The organism is Cryobacterium ruanii (assembly GCF_004404055.1).
GTDB classification, from domain to species: Bacteria; Actinomycetota; Actinomycetes; order Actinomycetales; family Microbacteriaceae; genus Cryobacterium; species Cryobacterium ruanii.
In genome coordinates, this window is sequence record NZ_SOHK01000017.1 from 86,193 (window position 1) to 109,925 (window position 23,733).

General features: G+C 66.5%; 22 protein-coding genes. 10 read left to right on the top strand and 12 right to left on the bottom strand.

Features of this window, described 5'->3' with window-relative positions; genetic code table 11:
* Positions 1 to 103: 103 nt before the first annotated feature.
* The 6 genes from mmsB to E3T47_RS11965 all read right to left on the bottom strand — a co-directional run bounded on the left by mmsB (position 104) and on the right by E3T47_RS11965 (position 7,371).
* Positions 104 to 997 carry a 3-hydroxyisobutyrate dehydrogenase gene (mmsB, locus tag E3T47_RS11940; RefSeq protein WP_134556290.1) on the bottom strand — a complete coding sequence of 298 codons (894 nt, stop codon included), beginning with the start codon at positions 995 to 997 and terminating at the stop codon, positions 104 to 106.
* 308 nt (positions 998 to 1,305) lie between these two features.
* Positions 1,306 to 2,268, bottom strand: coding sequence for a serine hydrolase (locus E3T47_RS11945; RefSeq protein ID WP_134556291.1), 963 nt, complete (start codon positions 2,266 to 2,268; stop codon positions 1,306 to 1,308).
* 83 nt (positions 2,269 to 2,351) lie between these two features.
* Positions 2,352 to 4,316 carry a M13 family metallopeptidase gene (locus E3T47_RS11950; protein ID WP_134556292.1) on the bottom strand — a complete coding sequence of 655 codons (1,965 nt, stop codon included), beginning with the start codon at positions 4,314 to 4,316 and terminating at the stop codon, positions 2,352 to 2,354.
* Positions 4,317 to 4,515: 199 nt separating this feature from the next.
* Positions 4,516 to 5,934 carry an NAD(P)(+) transhydrogenase (Re/Si-specific) subunit beta gene (locus E3T47_RS11955; RefSeq protein WP_134556293.1) on the bottom strand — a complete coding sequence of 473 codons (1,419 nt, stop codon included), beginning with the start codon at positions 5,932 to 5,934 and terminating at the stop codon, positions 4,516 to 4,518.
* Between the two features lie 2 nt (positions 5,935 to 5,936).
* Positions 5,937 to 6,254, bottom strand: a complete 318-nt coding sequence (locus E3T47_RS11960; protein ID WP_134556294.1) for an NAD(P) transhydrogenase subunit alpha part 2 — start codon at positions 6,252 to 6,254, stop codon at positions 5,937 to 5,939.
* Between the two features lies 1 nt (position 6,255).
* The gene (locus E3T47_RS11965; RefSeq protein WP_134556295.1) at positions 6,256 to 7,371 is read right to left on the bottom strand and encodes an NAD(P) transhydrogenase subunit alpha; all 1,116 of its coding nucleotides are present in this window, start codon (positions 7,369 to 7,371) and stop codon (positions 6,256 to 6,258) included.
* Here E3T47_RS11965 and E3T47_RS11970 point away from each other — a divergent pair.
* Together E3T47_RS11970 and E3T47_RS11975 are read left to right on the top strand one after the other, a co-directional pair.
* Positions 7,370 to 7,576 (top strand): hypothetical protein, encoded by a 207-nt coding sequence (locus E3T47_RS11970; RefSeq protein WP_134556296.1) that lies wholly within the window; start codon positions 7,370 to 7,372, stop codon positions 7,574 to 7,576. The genes E3T47_RS11965 and E3T47_RS11970 overlap by 2 nt on opposite strands.
* A 142-nt stretch (positions 7,577 to 7,718) precedes the next feature.
* Complete coding sequence (locus E3T47_RS11975; protein WP_134556297.1) at positions 7,719 to 9,041, top strand: MATE family efflux transporter; 1,323 nt, start codon at positions 7,719 to 7,721, stop codon at positions 9,039 to 9,041.
* A 55-nt stretch (positions 9,042 to 9,096) separates the two neighbouring features.
* Here E3T47_RS11975 and E3T47_RS11980 read toward each other — a convergent pair whose 3' ends face one another.
* From E3T47_RS11980 to E3T47_RS11995, 5 genes are all read right to left on the bottom strand, one after another.
* Positions 9,097 to 10,521 carry an amino acid permease gene (locus E3T47_RS11980; protein WP_422386491.1) on the bottom strand — a complete coding sequence of 475 codons (1,425 nt, stop codon included), beginning with the start codon at positions 10,519 to 10,521 and terminating at the stop codon, positions 9,097 to 9,099.
* Between the two features lie 245 nt (positions 10,522 to 10,766).
* Entirely contained in the window at positions 10,767 to 12,008 is a 1,242-nt protein-coding gene (locus E3T47_RS11985; protein WP_134556299.1) for an ABC transporter ATP-binding protein, read from the bottom strand.
* Entirely contained in the window at positions 12,008 to 13,585 is a 1,578-nt protein-coding gene (locus E3T47_RS11990) for an ABC transporter permease (RefSeq protein WP_198416630.1), read from the bottom strand. Before E3T47_RS11990 ends, E3T47_RS11985 begins: the two co-directional genes overlap by 1 nt.
* Positions 13,582 to 13,728, bottom strand: a complete 147-nt coding sequence (locus E3T47_RS15965) for a hypothetical protein (protein ID WP_166805713.1) — start codon at positions 13,726 to 13,728, stop codon at positions 13,582 to 13,584. The genes E3T47_RS11990 and E3T47_RS15965 overlap by 4 nt, the downstream gene beginning before the upstream one ends.
* Positions 13,729 to 13,730: 2 nt before the next feature.
* On the bottom strand, positions 13,731 to 14,771 hold the full coding sequence (locus E3T47_RS11995) for an extracellular solute-binding protein (RefSeq protein ID WP_134556300.1): 1,041 nt from the start codon (positions 14,769 to 14,771) through the stop codon (positions 13,731 to 13,733).
* A gap of 244 nt (positions 14,772 to 15,015) precedes the next feature.
* Between E3T47_RS11995 and E3T47_RS12000 the strand changes: the two genes are divergently transcribed.
* From E3T47_RS12000 to nucS, 8 genes are all read left to right on the top strand, one after another.
* A complete protein-coding gene (locus E3T47_RS12000) occupies positions 15,016 to 15,834 on the top strand; it encodes an SDR family NAD(P)-dependent oxidoreductase (protein WP_198416631.1) in 819 nt (272 codons plus the stop codon).
* A 93-nt stretch (positions 15,835 to 15,927) separates the two neighbouring features.
* Positions 15,928 to 17,181 (top strand): MFS transporter, encoded by a 1,254-nt coding sequence (locus E3T47_RS12005; protein ID WP_241982231.1) that lies wholly within the window; start codon positions 15,928 to 15,930, stop codon positions 17,179 to 17,181.
* A 121-nt stretch (positions 17,182 to 17,302) separates the two neighbouring features.
* Positions 17,303 to 18,607, top strand: coding sequence for a GAF domain-containing protein (locus tag E3T47_RS12010; protein ID WP_134556301.1), 1,305 nt, complete (start codon positions 17,303 to 17,305; stop codon positions 18,605 to 18,607).
* 115 nt (positions 18,608 to 18,722) lie between these two features.
* The gene (locus E3T47_RS12015) at positions 18,723 to 19,583 is read left to right on the top strand and encodes a class II fructose-bisphosphate aldolase (RefSeq protein ID WP_134556302.1); all 861 of its coding nucleotides are present in this window, start codon (positions 18,723 to 18,725) and stop codon (positions 19,581 to 19,583) included.
* 3 nt (positions 19,584 to 19,586) lie between these two features.
* Positions 19,587 to 20,378, top strand: coding sequence for an HAD-IA family hydrolase (locus E3T47_RS12020; protein WP_134556303.1), 792 nt, complete (start codon positions 19,587 to 19,589; stop codon positions 20,376 to 20,378).
* Positions 20,375 to 21,007, top strand: coding sequence for a dihydroxyacetone kinase subunit DhaL (dhaL, locus tag E3T47_RS12025; protein ID WP_134556304.1), 633 nt, complete (start codon positions 20,375 to 20,377; stop codon positions 21,005 to 21,007). Before E3T47_RS12020 ends, dhaL begins: the two co-directional genes overlap by 4 nt.
* 43 nt (positions 21,008 to 21,050) lie before the next feature.
* Complete coding sequence (gene dhaK, locus E3T47_RS12030) at positions 21,051 to 22,046, top strand: dihydroxyacetone kinase subunit DhaK (RefSeq protein ID WP_134556305.1); 996 nt, start codon at positions 21,051 to 21,053, stop codon at positions 22,044 to 22,046.
* 31 nt (positions 22,047 to 22,077) lie between these two features.
* Complete coding sequence (gene nucS, locus E3T47_RS12035) at positions 22,078 to 22,773, top strand: endonuclease NucS (protein WP_134556306.1); 696 nt, start codon at positions 22,078 to 22,080, stop codon at positions 22,771 to 22,773.
* Here nucS and E3T47_RS12040 read toward each other — a convergent pair whose 3' ends face one another.
* On the bottom strand, positions 22,774 to 23,715 hold the full coding sequence (locus tag E3T47_RS12040; protein ID WP_241982233.1) for an aldo/keto reductase: 942 nt from the start codon (positions 23,713 to 23,715) through the stop codon (positions 22,774 to 22,776).
* Positions 23,716 to 23,733: the final 18 nt, after the last annotated feature.

Below are 23,733 nucleotides of genomic sequence, written 5' to 3' on the forward strand. Positions count from 1 at the left end.
GCACGTCGACCCGTGAGTTTTTGCGCACGACTTATAAGTCGTGGCGTTTGAATCGGGCCAGACCTCATGGCTCGACGCTGGAAACTCACGGGTCGGCGGCCGCTCAGGCCAGGGTGCCGTCGACCAGCTTCACGATCATGGAACAGTCCTTGCCCCCCTGGCCCTGGTCGATCAGGCGCTGGAACAGTTGCTGCACGTGCGTGCCAATCTCGAGCGGCGTATCGGTTGCGGCAGCAGCGGCGACCGCCAGGCCGATGTCCTTATTGGCGAGCTCGGCCGTGAAGGTCGGCGCGAAATCACGGTTCACGGCCGCTGACGGCACCACCCCCGCAATCGGATACCAGGTGCGCAGCGCCCAGCTGTCGCCCGACGAAACGGATGCGATATCCCAGAACACCTGCTTGTCCAGCCCCAGCCGCTCGGCCAAAACCGCACCCTCCGAGGTCGCGGCCAGGTTGATGAACAGCATCAGGTTGTTGCAGATCTTCGCGGCCTGGCCGGTTGTGGCACCGCCGGTGGGGATGATATTCGCGGCCATCGGCTCGATGTAGGCGGTCGCGTCGGTAACGGCATCCGCTTCACCGCCAATCATGAAGGTGAGGGTGCCAGCTTCGGCGCCGGTGATTCCGCCCGAGACCGGGGCGTCGACGAAACGAAAACCCGCCGCAGCGGCCGCATCGTGCAGCGCCTGGGCCGACTCGATATCGATCGTCGAGGAGTCCACCAGCAGGGTCGACGTGGCGGCGTGGGCTAGCACGCCCTCGTCACCGAAGTACACCGCACGGGCGTGATCACCCTTGGGGAGCATGGTGAAGACCACGTCGGCGCCTGCGACGGTGTCTGCAATGCTCGTCGCTCGGGTGACGCCGGAGGCCACCGCGGCGTCGAGCGCCGGGGCGCTCAAGTCGAAGCCGCGCACGCTGTGCCCGGCCTTCACCAGGTTCGCCGTCATGGGGCCGCCCATGTGGCCCAGCCCAATCCATCCGATGACCGCCATGGTATAGCTCCTTCGCATAGGTGGCGGGCGTCCATGCCCGACAACCCCACGATGGCACAATTTGTCGGCGAGACCGGGTGCCGACCCGTGAGTTTCGATCACTGACCCGTGAATGTCAGCCCGAAAAACGTTCAAGCGGGGTCAACAATCACGGCTCGGCAGCTGCACCTGCAGCGGCGTGAAACTCACGACTCGGCGAAAGAAGGACGACCCGAAAGCGGATGCCCCGCAGCCACACCGTCTCCGGGCCCAACCTATGAACGTGGGCCCAGTTTATAAACTGGGCCCACGCACGGAGCCCGTCCGTGTCAGTGCACGTACTCCAGCAGATCGGCCCCAACCGCGCGCATGCCGTCGAGCACCGCGAGCCGCGTCATCAGCTGCCCGTCGTCGAACAGCATCGAGACGGCGTAGGTCACACCGGCGCGCGGACCGCGGAGGATTCCCACCTCGCTGCGCACCCCCGCGGTCGTTCCCGTCTTGTTGACCATGAGCAGCCCGTGGTCGCTCTCCCGGTGCGCGAGCGGATCGAGCCCGAACGCACTCGCCACGAGCGACAGGTCAGTGTTGAGCGACAGCCAGCCGATCACCCGTGCGCTCGTCTCGGCATCGACGATTTCGCCGCGGGCCAAGGCCGTGAACAGCCAGGTGAGTTCCTTCGCGCTGCCCACCGACAGTTGTGGTGCATCATCCGGGCCACGCCGGTCGCGCACGAGGTCGAGCAGCGCCGTGCGACTAAGACCGAGCTGCTCGGTGCGGGCGCGCACCGCGTGCAGCCCAACGGCCCGGATGAGCACGTTGGTCGCGAGATTGTCGCTCGTCGCCCCGACCAGCGCGGCGAGGTCGGCGACGCCGAGCCGAGCCACCTGCAGGTGCTGCCAGACGCCGGAATCGCCCACGGCATCGGCCACCGAGCGCTCGAGCATCGTGGCCAGGCCGAATTCAGCATCGTTCAGGCGAGCGGCGACCTCGATCAGAAGCAGCACCTTGCCCACGCTCGCCGTGGGCATCGCTACGTGGTCGTCGACCGAAAACAGCACCCGTCCGGTCGAGAGGTCGGTCGCCCTCGCCGAGACCTGCACTCCGTTGAGAGCGAGCTCGCCCAGGGAGATAAAACCCCGGGCAAAGTTCTCGGGAACATCGGTGCCACGATGCTTGCCGCCGGGCGCAGCGGCATGGCGGGAATGACCGGCATCCCCGGCATTCAGGCTGGCGCGGCGGCCACCGGCATCCGCCGACGCGCCCGCGTCGCCGTGATTCGGAAAGTCCATTGTCGGCCCCTTCCTTCCCCGGCGCGGCCATGCACCCGCCATCCCCTGCTCGTTCGACTCAGGCCCACACTAACCCAGTCGTGTTACCAGATGGTGACGCGCTTCCCGGGAGCGAGGTAGAGGGCATCCGCTTCGGTGACGTCGAAGGCCTCGTAGAACGCCGGAATGTTGCTGACGATCTGGTTGCAACGAAATTCGTTCGGCGAGTGCGGGTCGATAGCCAACAAGCGAATGGCCTCAGCGTCGCGCAGCTTCATCTGCCAGGCCTGGGCCCAGGAGAGGAAGAAACGTTCGGCACCGGTGAGGCCGTCGATGACCGGGCTCGCTTGGCCGTTCAGCGAGAGCAAGTAGGCCTTCCAGGCGATGGAGAGCCCGCCGAGGTCGCCGATGTTCTCGCCGATCGTGAGTGCACCGTTTACAATGTGGCCCGGGATGGCCCGCGGTTCGAGGCCCTCGAATTGCGCGATGAGCGCGGCCGTGCGCAGCTCGAACGCGGCCTTGTCGTCGGCGGTCCACCAGTCGATGAGACGGCCGTCGCCGTCGTATTTGGAGCCCTGGTCGTCGAAGCCGTGGCCGATTTCGTGGCCGATGACCGCTCCGATCGCGCCGTAGTTGGCGGCCGGGTCGCGCTCGTCGTCGAAGAACGGAAACTGCAAAATGGCCGCCGGGAAGACGATCTCGTTGAATCCGGGGTTGTAGTACGCGTTGATGGTCTGCGGGGTCATGAACCATTCGTCGCGGTCGAGGGGCTTGCCGATCTTGCCGAGCTCGCGCTGAAATTCGAATTCGCCCGCGGCCTTGACGTTGCTAATAACGTCATTGGCGGTGATCTGCAGGCCCGAATAGTCGCGCCACTTCACCGGATAACCGATCTTCGGCGTGAATTTACTGAGCTTCTCGAGGGCGCGGGTGCGTGTTTCCTCGGTCATCCAGTCGAGGGTGCTGATGCTGTCCTCGTAGGCCGCGACGAGGTTGGCCACGAGCACGTCCATGCTCTCCTTGGCGCTCGGTTTGAAGTGGCGCTCCACGTAGATGCGGCCGACGGCCTCGCCGAGTGCGCCCTCGACGAGTGAGACACCGCGCTTCCAGCGGTCGCGCAGCTGCGGTGTGCCGCTCAGGGTGCGGCCGTAGAAGTCGAAGTTCGCCTCGACGAATTCGCTGGACAGGTATGCAGCACTCGAGCGGATGACCTGCCACCGAAGCCAGTCCTGCCACGCTCCAAGGCGGTCGTCGGTGAGGGTCGCCGCGAGTCCGGCGATGTAGCTCGGCTCCCGCACGACGACCTCTTCGAGGGCGCCGGCCGGGGCGTCGAGGCCCTCCAGCCAGAGATCAACGTCGGCGCCGGCGGCGAGCGCCGAAACCTGGCCCCAGGTGCGCAGGTTATAGGTCTTCTCGCTGTCGCGGGTGGCGACTTTGTCCCAGTGGTGCACGGCGAGTTCGGTTTCAAGGTCGAAGACCCGCGCTGCCCGGGGGGCGGCGTCTGCGAAACCGGTGAGGGTGAACATCCGCTCGAGAAATTCCTGGTACTTGGTGCGAATCTCGGCGAATTTTTCCTCGCGGTAGTAGCTCTCGTCGGGCAGTCCGATCCCGCCCTGCGCGATGAAGACGAGGTAGCGTTCGGGGTTACCCGGGTCGTTGTCGACGTAGAGGTGGAAGGCGCCGGCGACGCCACCGCGCTCGAGGCGGCCGAGAGTCGCGAGCAGTTCGGAGATGGTGGTGACCGCGTCGACCGCTTCGAGGTCTTTTTGCAGGGGTGTGGCGCCGAGCGCTTCGATGCGTTCTTCGTCGAGGAAGCTCGTGTAGAGGTCGCCGAACTTGCGTTCCAGGCTGCCGGCCGGCGCGGTCTGCGCCTCGATGATGATCTCGCGCACGGCCTTCTCGGCGTCTTCAGCGAGCATCATGAACGAGCCCCAGCGGGCTTTGTCGGCGGGGATCTCGCTGCGGGCGATCCACTTGCCGTTCACGTGCCGAAAGAGGTCGTCTTGGGGGCGCACCTCCGGGTCGAGTTCGTTCTGGTTGATTCCGGATGCAGTCGCCAGCTCAGTCATGTGTTCAGCCTATCCGGGGCCGGTGACCGGTTGTCGATTTGCCGGATCGCACGTGCTGCTCGACTGACTATTCGCTGGCAAGTGCGTGCAGCGACTCGCGGGAACAAGTCATCGAGGCACTCAGCCCCCATTTTGGCAGGCGCTACGGTAATGGTCGCAGCGCGCACGGAGATGGGCGCGGTCATACGTGCGAAACCGCCTAGAGCGCTTTGAGTTCCTCGGTCACCTGGGCGACGGACTTCTTGGCGTCGCCAAAGAGCATGGTGGTGTTGGGGCCGAAGAACAGCGGGTTCTCGATACCGGCGAAGCCCGAACTCATCGAGCGTTTGAGCACGATCACCGACCGTGACTCGGTCACGTTGAGCACAGGCATGCCGAAGATGGGCGAGTTGGGGTCGGTGCGTGCGGCGGGGTTGGTGACGTCGTTGGCGCCGATGACGATGGTGACGTCGGTTCGGGAGAACTCTCCGTTGATGTCGTCCATCTCCTTCATCGCGTCGTAGGAGACGTCGGCCTCGGCGAGGAGCACGTTCATGTGCCCGGGCATGCGCCCGGCTACCGGGTGGATCGCATATTTGACCTCGATCCCGCGCGCTTCGAGCACCTTGGCCATGTCCTTCACGGCGTGCTGGGCCTGGGCGACGGCGAGCCCGTACCCGGGCACGACGATGACCTGGTTGGCGTAGGCGAGCTTGATGGCGGCATCCGCTGCGGACGTGGATTTTGCGATCTGGTCGCCGCTGCTCGCCACCGCAGCACCCTTGCCGCCGCCACCGAACCCGCCGGCCACGATCGAGACAATCGACCGGTTCATGGCTTTGGCCATGAGGTTGGTGAGGATGGTACCCGACGCCCCGACGATCATGCCGGCGACGATCATCGCGATGTTGTTCAGCGCGAGCCCGGCCGCCGCCGCCGACAGGCCGGTGAGCGCGTTGAGCAGTGAGATGACGACGGGCATGTCGGCGCCGCCGATCGGCAGCACGGTCGTGACCCCGAGGATGCCCGCCAGGATCAGGATCGCCCCGAACCAAACCGGGGCGGCACCGGTGGTGGTCGAGCCAATACCGACGATGACGGCCGCGACGATCGACCCGAGGAACAGGATCGCGTTGAGTGGCTGTTGCAGCCGGCCGACCGACAGGGGGTGGCCGGGCAGAATCTGCTGCAGCTTCATGAAGGCCACGATCGAGCCCCAGAACGACAGCGAGCCGATGATCGCCGCGAAGAGGGACGCGACGACCAGCGGCAGGACCGGGCCGGAGGCGACGCGGAGGCCGGTAAAGCCGTCACTTTCGATGAACTCCCCCCAGGCGATGAGGGCGACGGTTCCGCCGCCGACGCCGTTGAACAGGGCGACGAGCTGCGGCACCGCCGTCATCTTCACCTTGCGGGCGGGCGGGATGCCGATGATCACGCCCACGACGAGCGCGGCGATGATGATCAGCCAGCTGCTGGTCTCGCGGATGTGGATCAGGGTCGCGACGAACGCGACGGCCATGCCGGCCGCAGCGATCTTGTTGCCGCGCACGGCAGATCTCGGGGCGGTCAGCCCGGACAATCCAAGGATGAACATCGCGAACGCGACGATGTAGAGAGCGTAGACGAGGATGTCCATGGTCAGTTCTTTCCGTCGGTCGACGCGGTGGGGCGGGTCTTGAACATCGCGAGCATGCGGTCGGTCACGACGAACCCGCCGATGACGTTCACGGTTCCGAACACGATCGCCACGAACGAGATAATCTGCAGCGGGACGCTCGGGTTGGGCGCGGTGCCGAGCACGACGAGGGCGCCGAGCACGACGATGCCGTGGATGGCGTTGGTGCCCGACATGAGGGGGGTGTGCAGGGTGTTGGGCACCTTGGAGATGACGGCGAAGCCGATGAAACCCGAAAGCACGAGAATGGCGATGTTCGCCAGAAAGCCGGTGTAGTCCATGTCAGATCCTGTTCAAGACTGAGTCACGCGTGACGCAGGAGAGCGCCACCACGTCGTCGGAATAGTCGGGGTCGAGTCGGCCGTCACGCACGAGCAATTCGAGCAGGGCGGTGAGGTTCTTCGAGTAGAGCTCACTCGCATGCTCGGGCATCGTCGAGGGCAGGTTGAGCGGGGAGGCAATGGTGACGCCGCCGACGACGACGGTTTCGCCGGGAACGGTGAGCTCGCAGTTACCTCCGGTCTCGCCCGCCATGTCTATGACGACACTGCCTGCTTTCATCCCGTGCACGGCAGCGGCGGTCACCAGCCGCGGCGCCGGACGCCCAGGTACGAGAGCGGTGGTGATGACGACGTCGAAGGTGGAAATCGCGGTCTCGAGCGCGGCCTGCTGCTCGGCGCGCTCCTCGTCGGTGAGCTCGCGGGCATAACCGCCGTCACCGGCCGCATCGATCCCCACGTCGAGCCACTGGCCTCCCACGGATCGCACCTGGTCGGCGACCTCCGGGCGCACGTCGTAGCCGGTTGCGCGTCCGCCGAGCCGTTTGGCGGTGGCGAGAGCCTGCAGCCCGGCGACGCCGACGCCGAGCACGAGAACGCTCGCCGGCTTGACGGTGCCGGCCGCCGTGGTGAGCATCGGGAAGAATCTGGTCGACAGCGATGCGGCGAGGATGACCGACTTGTAGCCGGCCACGTTCGCTTGCGACGAGAGCGCGTCCATCACCTGGGCACGGGAGATGCGCGGGATCGCCTCAACCGCGTAACCGACGATGCCGGCGTCCCGCAGCGCGCTGATCTTGTTGTCGGCGGTGCGTGGCGATAGAAATCCGATGAGGGTCGCGCCCACCGACAGGCGAGCGATCTCGGCGTCGGTTGGCGGGGCGACCTTGAGCACGATGTTGGCGCTCCACGCGTCGCCGAGGGTGGCGCCGGCGGCGAGATAGAGGTCGTCATTCATAAGCGCTTCCGCCCCCGCACCGGGCTCGACGACTACGTCGAGCCCCTTGGCGACGAGGGACGCGACGGCGCGGGGCACGAGGGCAACGCGCCGCTCATCCGCCCCGCTCTCGCGGACGACGCCGATACTGAGTGCCTCGGGGGTTAGCTGGGGATCAGGCATGGTCGATCCTTTCGAAGCGGATGTCCGCACGCTCGTCGGTGAGGCGGCCAACATCCTTGCGGAATGGAAAGGGTTTTCAGGACCGGAAATGATGTTCCCGGCGCAGCAAAGATTATCTGAAGCGTCCACGGTCGGCAGCAGCTCTTGGGATGAACATATCTGGATGGGGCGTGGGATGCGCACGATAAGCGGTCACTGCTCATGAAAGATTCGGCATTCTTAACAATTTCGCAGGTTGTCGGGGTTGGCACCGGCCGCTGTCGAATCGTGAGCATTCGGCATCCGTCTCGGCGGTGAGCGCGGCGACCGGCAGGCGCACGCCGCCGTAGAGTCAGAGCATCAATATCTTGCGGGCACAGCCCATCGACCGAGACATTCTGCGTCTCGCCGTGCCCGCGCTCGGTGCGCTCGTGGCCGAGCCGCTGTTTCTGTTGGCCGACTCGGCCATGGTCGGCCACCTCGGTACCACCCCGCTGGCCGGCCTCGGCCTGGCGAGCGCGGTGCTGCAGACCATCATCGGCCTCATGGTCTTTCTCGCCTACAGCACCACTCCCGCCGTGGCCCGCTGGCTCGGTGCTGGTGACAGCCGACGGGCGGTATCGGTCGGGATCGACGGGCTCTGGCTCGCCCTCGGCCTCGGCCTCGTGCTCGCGGCCGGCGGCCTGCTCGCCACGCCGGCGCTCGTCGGCGCGTTCGGCGCCGAAACCGCCGTCACGGCGGATGCCGCCACCTACCTCGGCATCTCCATGTTCGGCCTGCCCGCCATGCTGCTGGTGTTCGCCGCGACCGGACTGCTGCGTGGCCTGCAGGACACCCGCACCCCGCTCTACGTGGCCGGGATCGGTTTCGGCGCGAACATCGCGCTCAACTATGTGTTCATCTATCTGCTCGGCTGGGGCATCGCCGGATCGGCCGTGGGCACGGTCGTGGCCCAGTGGAGCATGGTCGTCGTCTACCTCGTCGTCGTCACCAGACACGCCCGGCGCCACCACGCCCCGCTGCGGCCGCATCGCGCCGGGCTGTTGCTCGGCGCCCGCAGCGGCGGCTGGCTGTTTATGCGCACGCTGAGCCTGCGCGGCGCCATGCTGCTCGCCGTGTTCGTGGCCGCCCAGCTCGGCTCGCCCGAACTCGCCGCCTTTCAGATCGCGATGACCCTGTTCGCGACGCTCGCCTTCGCCCTCGATGCTCTCGCGATCGCCGCCCAGGCCCTCGTCGGCCGCGGCCTCGGCGCCGGGGAAGTAGCGCAGGTGCGCACCGTGCTGCGCCGCTGCCTGGAGTGGGGCGTGCTCGCCGGTGTCGTGCTCGCCGCGGTGGTGATCGGCACGAGCGGCGTGCTCGGGCACGCGTTCACGAACTCTGAAGCGGTGACCTCACTGCTGCCGCTGACCTTGATTGTGCTGGGGGCGTCCGTTCCCCTCGGCGCCGTCGTTTTCGTGCTTGACGGTGTGCTGATCGGTGCCGGCGACGCTCGCTACCTGGCCCTCACCGGGCTGCTCAACTTTGCAGCCTTCGTGCCGTTGGCCGCCGCCGTGTTGGTCTGGGCGCCGGCAGGCCCGGTTGGTCTTGCACTGCTCATGGCGGCGTTCGCCCTCGGCTATCTCGGCGCCCGCGCCCTGACCCTGGGCTTGCGCGCCCGCAGTCTGGCCTGGATGGTCGTCGGCGCGCGCTGACTTCGCGCCGCGGTGCAGGATAGGCCGCGCGCCGACATCCGCTGTCTGAACGGCGCTAGTGCGGATCGACCGGATGCTCGATGTAGCGCGGGCTCTTCGGGTTCATGACGGAGTTGCGCCGACCATAGAAGAAGTAGATGACCAGGCCGATGACAAGCCAGATGCCGAAGCGCAGCCAGGTCTCCCAGTGAAGCTGCGTGATGAGGAAGACAGAGGACAGCACCCCGAACACGGGCACCCAGGGCATGAACGGCAGCTTGAAGGTGCGGGGAACATCGGGGCGGGTGCGCCGCAACACAATCACGGCGACGCAGACCACGACGAAGGCGGCGAGAATTCCGATATTGGTGAGGTCGGCAATCAGCCGGATCGGGAAGACCCCGGCCAGTATGGCCGCGGCAAGGCCGGCAATCCAGGTGACGCGGGCGGGAGTTCCCTTCTTGTCGGTGCCGGAGAACCACTTGGGAAGCAGGCCGTCCCGGCTCATTGAAAACCAGACCCGGCTGACGCCGAGGAGGAAGGTCAACATGACGGTGAGGATCGACACAACGGCGAAAGCCGAGAGCACGGTCGCGACGATTGGAAGCCCGACGGACTGGAATGCGACGGCGAAGGCGGCGGTCGGGTCGATATCCTGCCAATTCTGCATGCCGGTGAGCACGAGAGTGGCAAGCACGTAGAGCACCATGGCGATGGCGAGCGAGAGCAAAATCGCCTTCGGCATGTGCTTCTTGCCATCTTTGGCCTCTTCGGCGGCGGTACTCATAGCGTCATAGCCGAAGACGGCGAAGAAGACCGTGGCCGCGCCGGTGAAGACCGCGCCGAACCCGTTCGGCAAGAATGGAACGTAGTTCTGGGTATTGATATAGAAAAACCCAAGAACGATGATTGCGAGGATCAGCAACACCTTGAGCCCGACGGCGACGAGCTCAAAGCGACCGAAGGTCTGCGTTCCACGGCTGAGGATGAAGGTCACGAGCACGCAGACCACGATGGCGGGCAGGTTGATCAGGCCGCCGTCGAGGGTGTCCGGGGTGCCCTGCATCCAGGTCGGAACGTCGATGCCGATGCCGCCCATGAACTCGGTGAAATACCCCGAGATGCCGATCGCGACGACGGCGACGATCGCGATGTACTCGAGCAGCAGGTCCCAGCCGATGAACCAGCCGACGATCTCACCGAGGGCGACATAGCCGTAGGTGTACGCCGAGCCGGCGCGGGGGATCATCCCGGCGAACTCCGCGTAGCTGAGGGCGGCGGCCGCGCTCGCGAGTCCGGCGATGAGAAACGAGATGAGCACGGCCGGACCGGCGCCTTCGCCGTCCGGGCCACCGTTTGCGACGAGTCCAGCAAGGGTGAAAATACCGATTCCGATGATGCCGCCGACGCCGATCGCGGTGAGCTGCCAGAGTCCGAGGCTCTTGAAGAGACCGTTCTTGGCGACCTCGTCACCGATGTCGGTGATGGGTTTGCGCCTCATGACCGAATTGGAATTGCGCTCCTTCATTAGGCCTCCATTGGCTTGGCTACAACCACTTCATGCGCGCTTGCGCCTAGTTTCGGGCGGGCTCCGTGCGCACGGCCCGGAACTCTCACCATTCCTAAGGGTGGCACATGCGCGAGCTGGCGTCGTGCAACTCGCTGAAAGAGTGGCTTCTTGCGCTGAATGCCGAACGGGTCAGCGGTCGCGGCGCGGCACCGGTCAGCGCGACGGCCGCGACCGGGTCAGGATCCCAGTGGGTAGGCCAAGGCGTTCTGGCGCACTCCGAGGCTCAGCCGGTCGCCGACGCGGGGCAGGTCGGGGGCCGCGACGCGGGCGCGCACGACGAGGCCGCCGGCGAGGGTGAAGCTCACCAGGGCGTCGTGGCCGGCGTACGCGATGGCGGTGGTGGCGGCATCCGTTTGACGCTCGGTTGACGGGGCGGACAGGGTCAGCCATTCCGGGCGGAGCAGCACGCGCACGCTCGTTCCGTCAGCGGGAGCGGAGGCTGCGCCCCCGTCGTTCACTGCTCGCGCACCCATCCAGTCCGCTGGGAGCGAGCCGAGGCCGCAAGCGACCCGGCCGCCCTGCCAGACTCCGTCGAGCTCGACGGTATCGCCGACGAACCCGGCGACCCACGGGTCGACCGGGCGCTCGTAGACATCGGCAGGGCTGCCGAACTGCAAAATCTCGCCGCCGCGCATGACGGCCACGAAGTCGGCGAGCGAGAGCGCCTCTTCCTGATCGTGCGTCACGAGCAGGCTCGTGTTGTGCTGGCTCCGCAGCAGGGCAGCTACCTCGGTGCGCAGGGCCGAGCGCAGCAGCGGGTCGAGAGCCGCGAATGGTTCGTCGAGCAGCATGAGGTCGGGCCGGGGGGCGAGCGCCCGGGCCAGCGAGACCCGCTGTGCCTGACCGCCGGAGAGCTGCGAGGGGGCGCGATCGACGAGTTCGGCGAGGCCGACCAGAGTGGCGAGCTCTGCGATGCGGGCCGCGCGGCTGGTGCGGCGACTCCGGTCGGGCGTGATCGGAGCCGGGGCAAGCGGCGTGGTGTGCAGTGAAGCGTGGCGGGTGCGGTTGGCGCGCGCGCGGCGGGTGAGTCCGGCGAACAGTCCTCCGACTCCTCCGGCAGTCTCGCCGGGTTCGCAGTAGAGGTCGTCGCTCTGCCTCGTGCGCGGCAGCCCGAAACCGATGTTCTCACCCACCGTGAGGTGCGGGAACAGCGAGGCGTCTTGCGGAACCCAGCCCATGCCGCGCTTCTCCGGGGCTCGCTGCACGCCGGGGCCGGTGACGAGACGCCCGCCGACCGTGATTGTGCCTGCGGTGACCGGCAGCAGACCCGCGATCGCGCGCAAAAGGGTGGTCTTGCCGCATCCGCTCGGGCCGAGAACGGCCACGAGTGAGCCACGCGGAATGCGCAGGCTGACGTCGTCGAGCACCCGGCTGTCGCCATAGGCGACGCCCATCCCCTGGATTGTTACCCAGCCCACTAGTTCTCCCTTGCCGTGCCGCGGATGCCGGACAGCAGCACCGCGGGCACCATCGCCACGAGCACGAGCGCCGCCGCATAGGGCGCCGCAGCGCCGAACTCGAACAGGGCCGTGCGACTCCACAACTCGGTCGCGAGCGTCGAAACACCCGTCGGCCGCAGCAGCAGCGTCGCTGGCAATTCTTTCATGGCCGAGATGGCAACGAGCAGTGCGCCGATCGCAATGCCCGGCAGGGCGAGGCGCGCAGTGACCCGCCACCACGTCTGGAACGGAGAGAGGCCGAGCATGCGGGAGACGTCGCCGAGGCTCGGGGGCACCGTCGCGATGCCGCTGCGCACGCTGCCGATCGCCCGCGGCATGAACAGAACAACATATGCGAAGACGAGTACGACGGAGGTTTGGTAGAACGTCGGAACCGCAGCGAGCGCGAAAAACACGAGCGACAGGCCCACGACGATGCCGGGCAGGGCGTGACCGAGAAAACCGACGGCCTCGATCACAGCGACCAGGCGACCTGAGTAGCGGGCTGCGAGGGCGGCGATCGGCAACGCCACGAGCACGGCGACCACGGCGGCGGCCAGGGCAAGCCCGAGGGTCGCGCCGACCGCCTCGATCAACCGCGGTACATCGATGGCACGCAGGGTTTCAGCCTCGAGCAGGCGGCTGAGCAGCCCGACCACCGGAACCACAACCCCGGCGAGCGGCGCGGCGAGAAGCACCGCGACGTAGACGGGCCACGTACGGCCGGGCGAGCGAGTCGGCATAGTGCTGCGACCGGGAACGCTGGACACCTGGCGGCGACTGCGCCGTTCGCCGGCCACGACCACGAGCGCGAGCACGACGAGTACAAGGGCGAGCAGCGCAGCCTGGTTGCGGTCGAAACTCGCACCATAGGCGGCATTGATTCCCCAGGTGAGCGTCTGAAACCGCAGCATCGAAACGAGCCCGAAATCACTCAGCGAGTAGAGGCAGACCAGCAATGCCCCGGCGATCGCGGCGGGGCGAATCTGCGGCCACGTCGCGGCCGCAAAGGCCCGCAACGGCCCTCGACCGAGGGTGCGAGCCACCGATTCCAGATCAGCGGATGCCCCGCGCAGCGCCGCCGCGACCGGCAGCGTCACGTAGGGGGTGCAGACCATGGTCATGACGAACCAGCTGGCCCAGAACCCATTGAGGTGCGGAAACCAGACCAGCCAGCCGTAGGCAGCCAGATAGCTCGGAACCGCGAGAGGCAGCGCCGAGACCAGCAGCAGGGTGCGCTGAAACGACAAGCGGATGCGCGTAAGAATCCAGGCGCAGATCGTGCCGAGCACGAGGCACGACAGGGTGACGGCCGCAGCGAGCAGCGCGGTGTTGATCGTGAGCTGCAGCACCCGCGGGCGCACGAGGGTGTCGAGCAGTTCGGTCAGCCCGGCCTCGGTCGTGCGCACGACGAGATAGACCAGAGGAATGGTGGCGGTCGCGGCGCACAGCGCGGCGAGTACCAGGAGCCAGGGTGGCGCGCCCCAACGGTACCGGCCGGGTGCGCGCGGCGGCGGGGCATCCGTTTCAAATGGCGGACTGAGCAGCTCGGTCACGAGAAGCTCCCGGTGGCGAGAATGGCGCTGAGCTGGGCCGGCGCGCGGATCGGAATCGGAGCATCCACCTGGCGGAGATTGGGTGAGCGGCTCGCGAAGGGTAGGGCACGGCTGCCGACCGGAGTGGGCAGCCGTGCGTTCACCGCTAGATCAGGCCGTGCTTGCCGAGCAGCGCCTGGGTGTCTTCGAGGGTGTCGAGGTCGGCGAGGTCGAGGTCGGGGTTGACCAGTGAGTCCAGCTCGGGCAGGCCAGCCGGGGCGTCGATGCCATCGATCAACGGATACTCGAACGTCTCATCCACGAAGTACTGCTGCGCCTCGGCGCCGACAAGGTAGTCAATGAACTCGAGCGCGTCGGCGTCCTCGGCTGCTCCGGCGAGAAGGCCGGCGCCAGCCACGTTCACAATGGATCCAGCGTCGCCAGCCTCGGGGTAGGCAAGCTGGGCGCGCATGTTTTCTTCGCCGGTCTCGGAGGCCAGAGCAAACCAGTAGTAGTGGTTGATGAGTCCGGCCTCGATGACACCGTCATTGACGGCGGCAAGAATGGCGCGGTTGTTATCGAAGATGACCGGGCTGTTCGCGGCGACGGCGGCGACCCACTCGTCGGCGGCTTCCTCGCCGTTCAGCACCCGGTAGGCGGTGACGAAAGCCTGAAAGCTTGCGTTGGTCGGCGCGATGCCGAATTTTCCGGCCCAGGCAGGGTCGGTGAAGGCGTCAACGGATGTCGGCACGTCGGCCGCGCTCAGAGCCTCGCTGTCGTAGGCGATCACGCGGGCGCGGCCGGTGACGCCGACCCAGGTGTCGTCGGTCGAGGTGAATCCGGCCGGCACGGCGTCGGTGGTCTCGGCTGGCAGTGTCGCGAACAGGTCGGCGTTGGCGAGGGCGCCGAGCGCTCCGGCGTCTTGCGCGAGGAAGACCTGGGCGGGGGTAGCATCGCCCTCTTCGAGCAGCAGGGCGCCGAGCTCGGCGGTGTTGCCGTAACGCACCTCGACGCTAATGCCGCTCTGCTCCTCGAACTGGTCGATGAGCGGCTGGATGAGTGCTTCGTCGCGCCCGGAGTAAAGCGTGAAGGCACCATCACTGGTGGCTTCGCCGGTTGCTACGGGTTCGGCGGCCTGCGTGCAGCCGGCTAGGGCGATCACGGTGACGCCAGCAACGATCGCGACGACAGAAAGGGGGATGCGCATGGGACTCCAGACGAGGCGAACGATTGCTAAGGTAAGGCTACGCTAACACAACCGGTGGGGCGAATCCTGTCCAGCGGTGACCGTCGCTGGGAGGCATGATCGGACCGATGCTCGCTCGCGATGGTGCTGCGCGAACAATGCTCCGGCGTCGTGTCAGGAATAACGCGCTTCAGTAAGCCGTTGATTCTTTTCAACGATGCGGTTCAGGGCCGCACGCGCGGCCCGTCTCGCCCGAATCGAAGGAATGACTACTTTGGATCTACGCAACCGACACGGCATCATCACTGGAGCAGGGCAAGGAATAGGGCGGGCCCTGGCGATCGAATTCGGTTCGCGGGGCGCACATCTCCTCCTGGTGGGCCGCAAAGAGTCGACACTCACCGCGACAGCCCGGCTGGTCGAAGCCGCCGGTGGCTCGGCCGAAGTTTTGACGCAGGATCTCACTCTGCCGGGCAGCGCTGACCGAGTGGTTGAGGCCGTTGACTCGTGGACTACCATCGACCTGCTCGTGAACAATGCGGGCAATGTTCGGGCCGGACGGCTCGAACGCACCAGTGAGGCTGATATTCGATCGATGATCGATCTCAACCTCGTGGCCCCCGTGCTGCTGACCAGGGCATTGCTGCCGCGTCTTCGAGCCGGTGCTGACCGAGACAGCATTATCTTGAACATTTCCAGCGGAATCGCCCTCGTCGGAATGCCGTTCTATTCCGTCTATGCCGCGACCAAAGCCGGCCTCGCTCGTTTCGGAGAGTCCCTGCGGCGCGAATTGACCGGAATGGGAGTGCATGTGGCGACCGTCTACCCGGGCGCGACGGATACCGACATGATGACATCTCAGAACGCCGGAGCCGACTTGGGCTGGGAGCGTCGATCTCTCGACGACGTCATTTCCGACCTGCTGTCCGGCCTCGAAGCTGGCGAGCACGAAATCAACACGGCGCCACAGGGGCGCCGGGAGATGCAACGGCTGAACATCTCAGACCCCATGGCCGTCGACGCCGCGATGGCCCCCGGACTCGCCGATTTGGAATCCGCGGTCAGAGACCACCGAAGCATGTAGATCGTTCGTTCGAGCGGCCGTCACTGTACCGTTGACGTATCTGCCCATCTCGTGTCGAGGCCGTTCGCTGCTTCAGGAATCGTGTGCCCCATAGTGATCACCCCAGCTGGGTCCAGTTCCGGTTCTCCCGCCTGCGCCGGCAGCGCGTCGCCGGGGCCGGCACTGCTCGGCTGGCGCAACGCTGTGTTTGCCGTTTTCTTCGTGGCCGGACTCGGCCTGGCCAGCTGGATGTCGCGGGTTCCGACCGTACGCGACGGTCTTGGGCTCGACACCGCCCAGGTGGGAATTCTCATCTTCGGACTCTCGACCGGTTCGGTGATCGGGCTGCTGCTGGCAGCGGGCCTGCTCAATCGCCTCGGGGCACGCCGGGCGATGCTGCTGAGCACCACCCTGTCCGTTACCGGCCTCGTCTTCATGGGCGCGGGGGTGAGCCTCATACCCTCGGCCCCGTTCGTCTTCACGGCCCTCGCCGTGTTCGGCATCGGCATGGGATCCCTCGACGTCATGATGAACGTCGAGGGCGCCGCAGCCGAGCGCGCGATCGGCCGCACGCTCATGCCGCTCATGCACGCCTGCTTCAGCCTCGGCACGGTGGTCGGCGCGCTCGGCGGCGCCACCGCGTCCGCTCTACACATCTCCGTGTTCTGGCACCTGTTGGTCATGGCGGTGCTGGTTCTGGGCACGATCGTCGGGGCGGTGCAATTCCTTTCGGCGGTGACCCCGACCACGGAGAAAACGGAAGCCCCGCACCTCACCTGGCGCGTCCGCCTGCGTGACAGTCTCGCCGTTTGGGGCGACCGTAAACTGCTTCTGATCGGCCTCATAGTGCTCGGCATGACCTTCGCCGAGGGGTCGGCCAACGACTGGCTCGCCCTCGCCTCGGTCGACGGCCACGGCTTCAGCAACACCGACGGCGCGATCGTCTTCGGCGTGTTCGTGGCTGCGATGACCGTGGGCCGCGTGATCGGCGGACCGGTGCTCGACCGATTCGGCCGGGTGCCCGTGCTCCGCGCCTGCGCCGGCGTGGGCATTGCCGGGCTTGTGCTGTTCATTCTCGCGCCGAACACCCCACTCGTTTATGTCGGCACGGTGCTCTGGGGCCTTGGTGCCTCGCTCGGGTTTCCGGTGGGCATGTCGGCGGCCGCCGACGATACCAAGAACGCTGCAGCCCGGGTCAGTGCCGTGGCAATCATCGGCTACTTTGCCTTCCTGGTCGGGCCCCCCGTGCTCGGCCTGCTCGGCGAGGCCTGGGGAATCCTCAATGCGCTGTACCTGATTTTAGTACTGATGGTGCTGGCCGGGCTGGCGGCGCCGGCGGCCCGCCCCGTGAGTCGCCGTGCATGGTGACAGCGGGTGGTTCCCAGCCACATCGAAGCATCGACCGGTAGCGCCAACGGAAGCCGGCCCATAGGGTGAAGTGCTGTTTCCGGAACTCGGTCGTGCTTTCACACTCAGAGACGAGAAAACTATGGCCCCGACCCTGCCTGCCGCACCGACCCCGAGCGACATCCTGTTCGATGCCCTTCGACCGCTGAACGACCGGCCCGGCGACAAGGTGGCGGTATTCCTGGCTGAAGGCCAGGCCAGCGATACGGGGCTCGGACCGCTGCTGGAGCGCATCCTGCTGAGCGCCGCCCAGCTGCTGGGGTGCGGCATGGGTTCGATCTGCACCATAGATGAGACCGCACAGGTCTATCGCAAGGAGGTCGACCTCGGCGCTGAGTGCCGAGCGGGCCAGGTCTTCCCGCTGGACGAAGGCGTGACCGGCGCCGTCGTGCGCGCCGGCGGATCCGTCGTGTTCAACGAGTACTCCCAAGTACCGGGCGGTCACCTCGGCCAAGACGACGCCCGCTACCAACGGCCGGTCATTGGCGTGCCGATCAGGCTCCCCTCAGGCGTCATCGGCGCGTGCGTCGTCTTTGCAAACACCTCCGAGCGTCTCTTCACCAGCCAGGACGCCCGGATGCTGGAACTCTTCGCCGCCCAGGCGGCCAGCGCCATCGCCGACTTCCGGCTGCACACCGTCGCCATTGAGGTCAGCATCAGCCTGGCCGAGTTGCACAAGACCGAGCGCGCGGCGCTGGCGCATGGGTTCGGCCGGCTTGGCGGAAACGACCCGGCCGGCCCGTCGCGAGTGTCGCCCGGGCGCCCGAGCGGCACACGCCCCCATCGGGTGCTGGTCCTGCACGAACAACCGGTGATTCGGGCCGGTCTGGTGCACCTGCTCGCGCGGGAAGGGACGGGGATCGAGGTGGTCGCCGAGTACGGCGACGCGGCCGGCGCACTGTCTGGGGCACGGCACCTCCAGCCCGACGTCGTCGTCACCGACATCAATCTGGTCGACCGGCCAGGCACCGACCTGTTGGGGTCACTGGCCCGCACCAGTCCGGGAACGGCCGTGGTTCTCCTGGTCGGAGACCCGCATGATGAAAGAATCCGACACGCGGCTCGCTCTGGCGCTCGGGGATTCCTGAACCGTTCCGCCGATGGGCAGTCACTCGTGCGGGCGGTCGACTCGGCCGTCGCCGGGGACGCCGTTGTCTCCGGCTCCCTGCTGGAACAATGGGGCGAGCCGATCGGTCCTGCCCATCTGACGTCTCGCGAGCGAGAGGTGCGTGGGCTTGTGGAGAGCGGGCTCCGAGACAAGCAGATCGGTGCCGAGCTCGGCATCTCGGTGAAGACCGTCGAGAAGCACGTCGGAACGATCCTCAGGAAGACCGGGGCGGCCAACCGCACAATGCTGGCCGGGCTGGCCCATCCACATCATTCCTGAGCGGATGCCGCGGACCATGAAGAGCAGGGACTTCCCCCAGACGCATGGGGGGACTCCCCGATAGCGAACGATCCGTGTGCGGGGATATCGTGAACGAAAGCCAAAGGGGGCTGTCGTGCCAATCGTTTCGCTGAAGGAAATCGTCGATCGCGCGTTCCAGGAACGCTATGGCGTACCGGCCGTCAATGTGTTCAACGACCTCACCATGCAGGGTGTGCTTGATGCGGCCGTCGAGGTGCGCTCGCCCATCATCGTGCAGACCTCGGTCAAGACCGTCCGGTCGATCGGCGCGAAGATATTGTTCGCCATGTGGCAGTCCATGACCGCCGACATCGAGGTGCCGGTGGCCCTGCACCTGGACCATTGCCCCGACCGCGACGTGATCAGCGAATGCCTCGCCATCGGCTGGAACTCGGTGCTGTTCGACGCGTCTGCGCTGCCGGTCGCTGAGAACCAGCGCCAGACCATCGAGGTCGTCAAGGAGGCTCGGGGCTACGGCGCCCATGTCGAGGGTGAGATTGAATCCATCACCGGCGTTGAGGACGGCGTCGGCTCCGACCAGACGGCGGCGCGGCAGACGCTGGACGTCTCGCTCGCTTTCATCGAGGCGACCGGAGTCGACGTCTTCGCGCCGTCGATCGGCAACGCCCATGGCGTCTACACGTCGAAGCCCACACTGGACTTCGACCGGGTCAGCGACCTGGTGGCGGCGCATCCGCTCCCCATCGCCCTGCACGGAGGCAGCGGAATGACGGATGCGCAATTCCATGATCTAATCCAGCGCGGCTGTTCCAAGGTCAACATCTCCACCGCGCTCAAGATGACCTATCTGCAGTCCACATTGGCCAACCTGCGGCTCGCCGAGCAGGCCGACAAGTGGGACCCGCCGACGCTCTTTCGCGCCGTGAGCGGCGATGTCGTCGACCTGACCCGCGGCTTGGCCCGTACGTTCGGCTCTGCCGGCAAGGCGTGGTGAGCGATGCCGGCGCTCATCTTCGACTGCGATGGTGTGCTAGCCGACACTGAACGTGACGGACACCTACCAGCCTTCAACGCCACCTTTGCAGAGTTCGGCCTGCCCGTGCACTGGAGCGAGGAGGACTACGCCGGGAAGCTGATGATCGGCGGCGGCAAGGAACGCCTCACGAGCTTGCTCACCCCGAAGTTCGTTCTTGCAGCGGGATTGCCCGTCGATCCAGCCAGCCAACAGCAGGCGGTCGCCTCCTGGCACCGGCGCAAGACGCAGATCTACACCGACCTGGTCGCCTCCGGAGCCCTGCCCGCCCGCCCGGGAATCGCCCGCATCGTCGCCGATGCTGCCGCCCACGGTTGGCTGCTGGCGGTCGCCTCGACCTCGGCCGAAGCCTCCGTGCGTGCGGTGCTGCTCTACACCGTAGGCGAGATGCTGGCCGCACAGTTCCAGGTTTTCGCCGGGGACATCGTGGCCGCCAAGAAGCCGGCACCCGACATTTACACCTACGCGCTCGAACACCTCGGCGTGACCACTGACGAGGCCGTCGTGATCGAGGACAGCAGCAACGGCCTGCGCGCGGCCCGCGCGGCCAGGCTGCGCACCGTCGTCACGGTGAGCAGCTACACGGCCGACGAGGACTTCGCCGGTGCCGCCCTCGTCGTCACTTCGCTCGGCGAGCCGCACGGCGTGTCCACGTCCGTGCTTCGTTCCCCCGCCGGCGTGGTGCCGCGCGGGTTTGTAACGCTGGACGACGTCCTGTCTGTACTGCGCTCCCCCGACCCGGAGGAAGAATCATGACCAGCTCTCAGGACACGACGGAATTCGTGGTGCGGTCCATCGCCGAGGAAGCGCTGGCCAACGAGAAATATTTCGGTGAACTCGACTCGGTCGTGGGCGACGGGGACTTCGGATACTCCCTCGCGCGCGGGTTCGAAGTCGTGCTCTCAGGCTGGGATGGCGTTGACCGAAGCGACCCCGGCATTTTTCTGAGCAAGATCGCCATCATCATCACCAGCACCATCGGCGGCACCTCCGGGCCCCTCTGGGGTACAGCATTCCTTCGCGCCGGCACACAACTCACCGGCCTCAACGAGATCACACCAGCGAACTCGATCGCCGCCCTGCGCGCGGCGATCGAGGGGATCAAACATCGCGGTAAGTCCGATGTCGGCGACAAGACCCTCCTCGACGCTCTCGTTCCCGCTGTCGACGCTCTCGAGAATGCATTTCAAGCCGGGGACGACGCGAAGACGGCGCTCGGAAAGATGGCGACGTCCGCCCGGCAAGCCGCAGACGCCACCAGTCTCCTCCAGGCTCGCCGCGGCCGCGCGAGCTACACCGGTGAACGCAGCATCGGTTCGCCCGACGCGGGCGCGATCGCCATCGCCGTGCTGGCCGAACACCTCGCCCGCACCTGGCCCACCTAGTACCCCATCAGCCATCCGATCCCGACAACGACGTGGAGACAGCATGAAGAAGTTCATCAACGACCCCAAGCAGTTCGTCCCCGAGATGCTCGAGGGCATCGCCCTCGCGAATCCCGACACGCTGCGCTACGTACCCGAATACCACCTCATCCATCGCGCCGACGCCCCCAACCATGACAAGGTGACCATCATCCAGGGCTCCGGCTCCGGCCATGAACCCGCCCACGTCATGACGGTCGGCCGAGGAATGCTCGATGGCGCCTGCCCCGGGGACGTCTTCGCCGCGCCGCCGATCGACTACATCATCGGGTCGACCAAGCTCCTCGCCTCCAACAAGGGCGTACTGCTTTTGGTCAACAACTACACCGGCGACCGGATGGCGTTCGAGATGGCGGAGGAAGCATCCAGTGCCGACGGCATCGCGGTGCGCACGCTGTTCATCGATGATGACGTCTCGGTGCAGGATTCCACGTACACCGTCGGCCGCCGCGGGGTGGCTGGTAACTTCTTCGTGATGAAAGCAGTCGGGGCCGCCGCGGAGACCGGGGCCGACCTCGACGAACTGGTGCGCATCGGGGAGAAGGTCAATTCGGTCACCCGGACCATGGGCGTGGCGCTGACAGCGTGCACCCCGCCCGCCCGGGGGGCGCCCCTGTTCGAACTCGGCGACGACGAGATCGAGATCGGTGTCGGGATTCACGGCGAACCCGGACGGCGCCGCGCTTTGTGGATGCCCGCCAACGAGATCGTGGACGAGTTGCTCGGCGCAATCGTTCCCGATCTGCCGTTTGTCAGTGGAGACCGGGTCGCCGTGATGGTGAACGGTCTGGGCGGCACCCCCATCAGCGAGCTGTACATCCTGTACGGGATCATCCACAAACGCCTCACCGCGCTCGGCATGACGATCGGTCGCAACTACGTGGGTGAGTATTGCACGTCCCTGGACATGGCCGGAGCTTCGATCACGCTCGTGCGACTCGACGACGAGATAGAAATGCTCCTGGCCGCCCCGGCGGAGATCGCCATGCGCGTTTTCTGACCCGCCCGACGAGAAGCCGTAAACTCGTCCAGTGCGCCTTGTAATTGCGAAATGCTCCGTCGACTATGCCGGGCGCCTCAGCGCCCACCTGCCGATGGCCACCCGACTGTTGATGATCAAGTCCGACGGCAGTGTGCTCGTGCACTCCGACGGCGGCTCTTACAAGCCGCTCAACTGGATGAGCCCGCCCTGCTCGATCGCTATCTCCGAACCCGACAGCGATCAATCGGATGCTGGCATCACCGCTCTCTGGACGGTCACCCATGCCAAGACCGCCGACCAGCTCGTGGTCAGCGTCTACGAAGTGCAACACGACTCCGCGCACGAACTTGGCATCGACCCGGGACTGATCAAGGACGGCGCCGAGTCGCACTTGCAGAAGCTACTGGCCGAGCACATTCACCTGCTCGGTGAGGGCTTCACTTTCGTTCGGCGCGAATACATGACGGCGGTCGGGCCGGTCGATATCCTCGCGCAGGACGCGAGCGGTCGATCGGTCGCCGTCGAACTGAAGCGCAACGGTGATATCGACGGTGTCGAGCAGCTCACGCGCTACCTCGAACTCATGAACCGTGACCCGCATCTGGCACCGGTCAGCGGGGTTTTCGCCGCGCAGACGATCAAACCGCAGGCCCGCAAACTGGCCGAGGATCGCGGCATCCGCTGCCTGCTGCTCGACTATGACGCCATGCGCGGACTCGACGACACGGCCTCGAAACTCTTCTAGCTAGGGCAGCGGTCGCCCGCGCGCCGCGACAAACAGCGCAAACCACTCGTCGCGGGTCATTGCCGCCGCCTGCGCGGCCGCCTCTTTGCAGGCGCGAATGCGCGCCGGGTCGCTCGACCCGAGCACCGGGTCGATGTGCGCCGGGTGCCGCATCAGCCAGCCGAGTACTATGGCCGCACGCGTCGTGTTCTTCTTCTCGGCCAGCGCCTGCACCACAGCGAATGCCGCCTCCTCGGCCGCCGTACGCGCCGGGGTCGCAGCGCCCGAGTAGCGGCCCTGGGCCAGGGGCCCCCAGGCCTGCAGCCGCACCCCGTTGCTCGCGCAGTATTCGAGGGTGCCGTGCGGAAAGGTGTTGTCGGCGCCATCCGGGTGATTGACGAGCACCGTGCTATCCACCCAGTCGTGCCGGAGCAGGCTCAACTCGAGTTGGTTCACCACGATCGGCAAGTCGATCTCGCGCTGCAGAAACGCGATCTGGGCCCCCGACATGTTCGAGACTCCGAGTGCGCGAATCTTTCCGGCGGCGTGCAGTGCGGCGACCGCGGCCGCCACCGCGGCGGGTTCGAGCAGCGGGTCGGGCCGGTGCAGCAACAGGGTATCGACGTACTCGACACCGAGGCGGGTGAGGCTATCGTCGACCCTCGCCACGATCGTGGAGAGGTCATAGGGGGCGTGGTCCGGGTCTAAGCGGATGCCGCACTTCGTTTGGATCTCGATGCGCTCGCGCAGTCCCGGCGAGCGTTTCAGTACTTCGCCGAACACCGTTTCGGCCTTGCCAAAGCGGTAGATATCGGCATGGTCGAACACGGTGATACCGATATCCAGTGCGGCCTCGACCGCTGCGGCGGCGTGGTCGATCGCGGCGGGGGTGACCGGCGCGTTGGACCAGTCACCGCCGAGGCCCATGCAGCCATAGATAAGGCGCGAGGGGGGCAGAGTCATACGGGTTCCTTTCGACAG

Coding starts and splice junctions, on each gene's coding strand:
- E3T47_RS12040 (WP_241982233.1), bottom strand. CDS start 23,715: ATGACTCTGCCCCCCTCGCGCCTTATCTATGGCTGCATGGGCCTCGGC.
- E3T47_RS12000 (WP_198416631.1), top strand. CDS start 15,016: ATGACTACTTTGGATCTACGCAACCGACACGGCATCATCACTGGAGCA.
- mmsB (WP_134556290.1), bottom strand. CDS start 997: ATGGCGGTCATCGGATGGATTGGGCTGGGCCACATGGGCGGCCCCATG.
- E3T47_RS11960 (WP_134556294.1), bottom strand. CDS start 6,254: ATGGACTACACCGGCTTTCTGGCGAACATCGCCATTCTCGTGCTTTCG.
- dhaL (WP_134556304.1), top strand. CDS start 20,375: ATGACCAGCTCTCAGGACACGACGGAATTCGTGGTGCGGTCCATCGCC.
- E3T47_RS11980 (WP_422386491.1), bottom strand. CDS start 10,521: ATGAGGCGCAAACCCATCACCGACATCGGTGACGAGGTCGCCAAGAAC.
- dhaK (WP_134556305.1), top strand. CDS start 21,051: ATGAAGAAGTTCATCAACGACCCCAAGCAGTTCGTCCCCGAGATGCTC.
- E3T47_RS11945 (WP_134556291.1), bottom strand. CDS start 2,268: ATGGACTTTCCGAATCACGGCGACGCGGGCGCGTCGGCGGATGCCGGT.
- E3T47_RS11950 (WP_134556292.1), bottom strand. CDS start 4,316: ATGACTGAGCTGGCGACTGCATCCGGAATCAACCAGAACGAACTCGAC.
- E3T47_RS12020 (WP_134556303.1), top strand. CDS start 19,587: ATGCCGGCGCTCATCTTCGACTGCGATGGTGTGCTAGCCGACACTGAA.
- E3T47_RS11970 (WP_134556296.1), top strand. CDS start 7,370: ATGGTCGATCCTTTCGAAGCGGATGTCCGCACGCTCGTCGGTGAGGCG.
- E3T47_RS11955 (WP_134556293.1), bottom strand. CDS start 5,934: ATGGACATCCTCGTCTACGCTCTCTACATCGTCGCGTTCGCGATGTTC.
- E3T47_RS11995 (WP_134556300.1), bottom strand. CDS start 14,771: ATGCGCATCCCCCTTTCTGTCGTCGCGATCGTTGCTGGCGTCACCGTG.
- E3T47_RS11965 (WP_134556295.1), bottom strand. CDS start 7,371: ATGCCTGATCCCCAGCTAACCCCCGAGGCACTCAGTATCGGCGTCGTC.
- E3T47_RS12010 (WP_134556301.1), top strand. CDS start 17,303: ATGGCCCCGACCCTGCCTGCCGCACCGACCCCGAGCGACATCCTGTTC.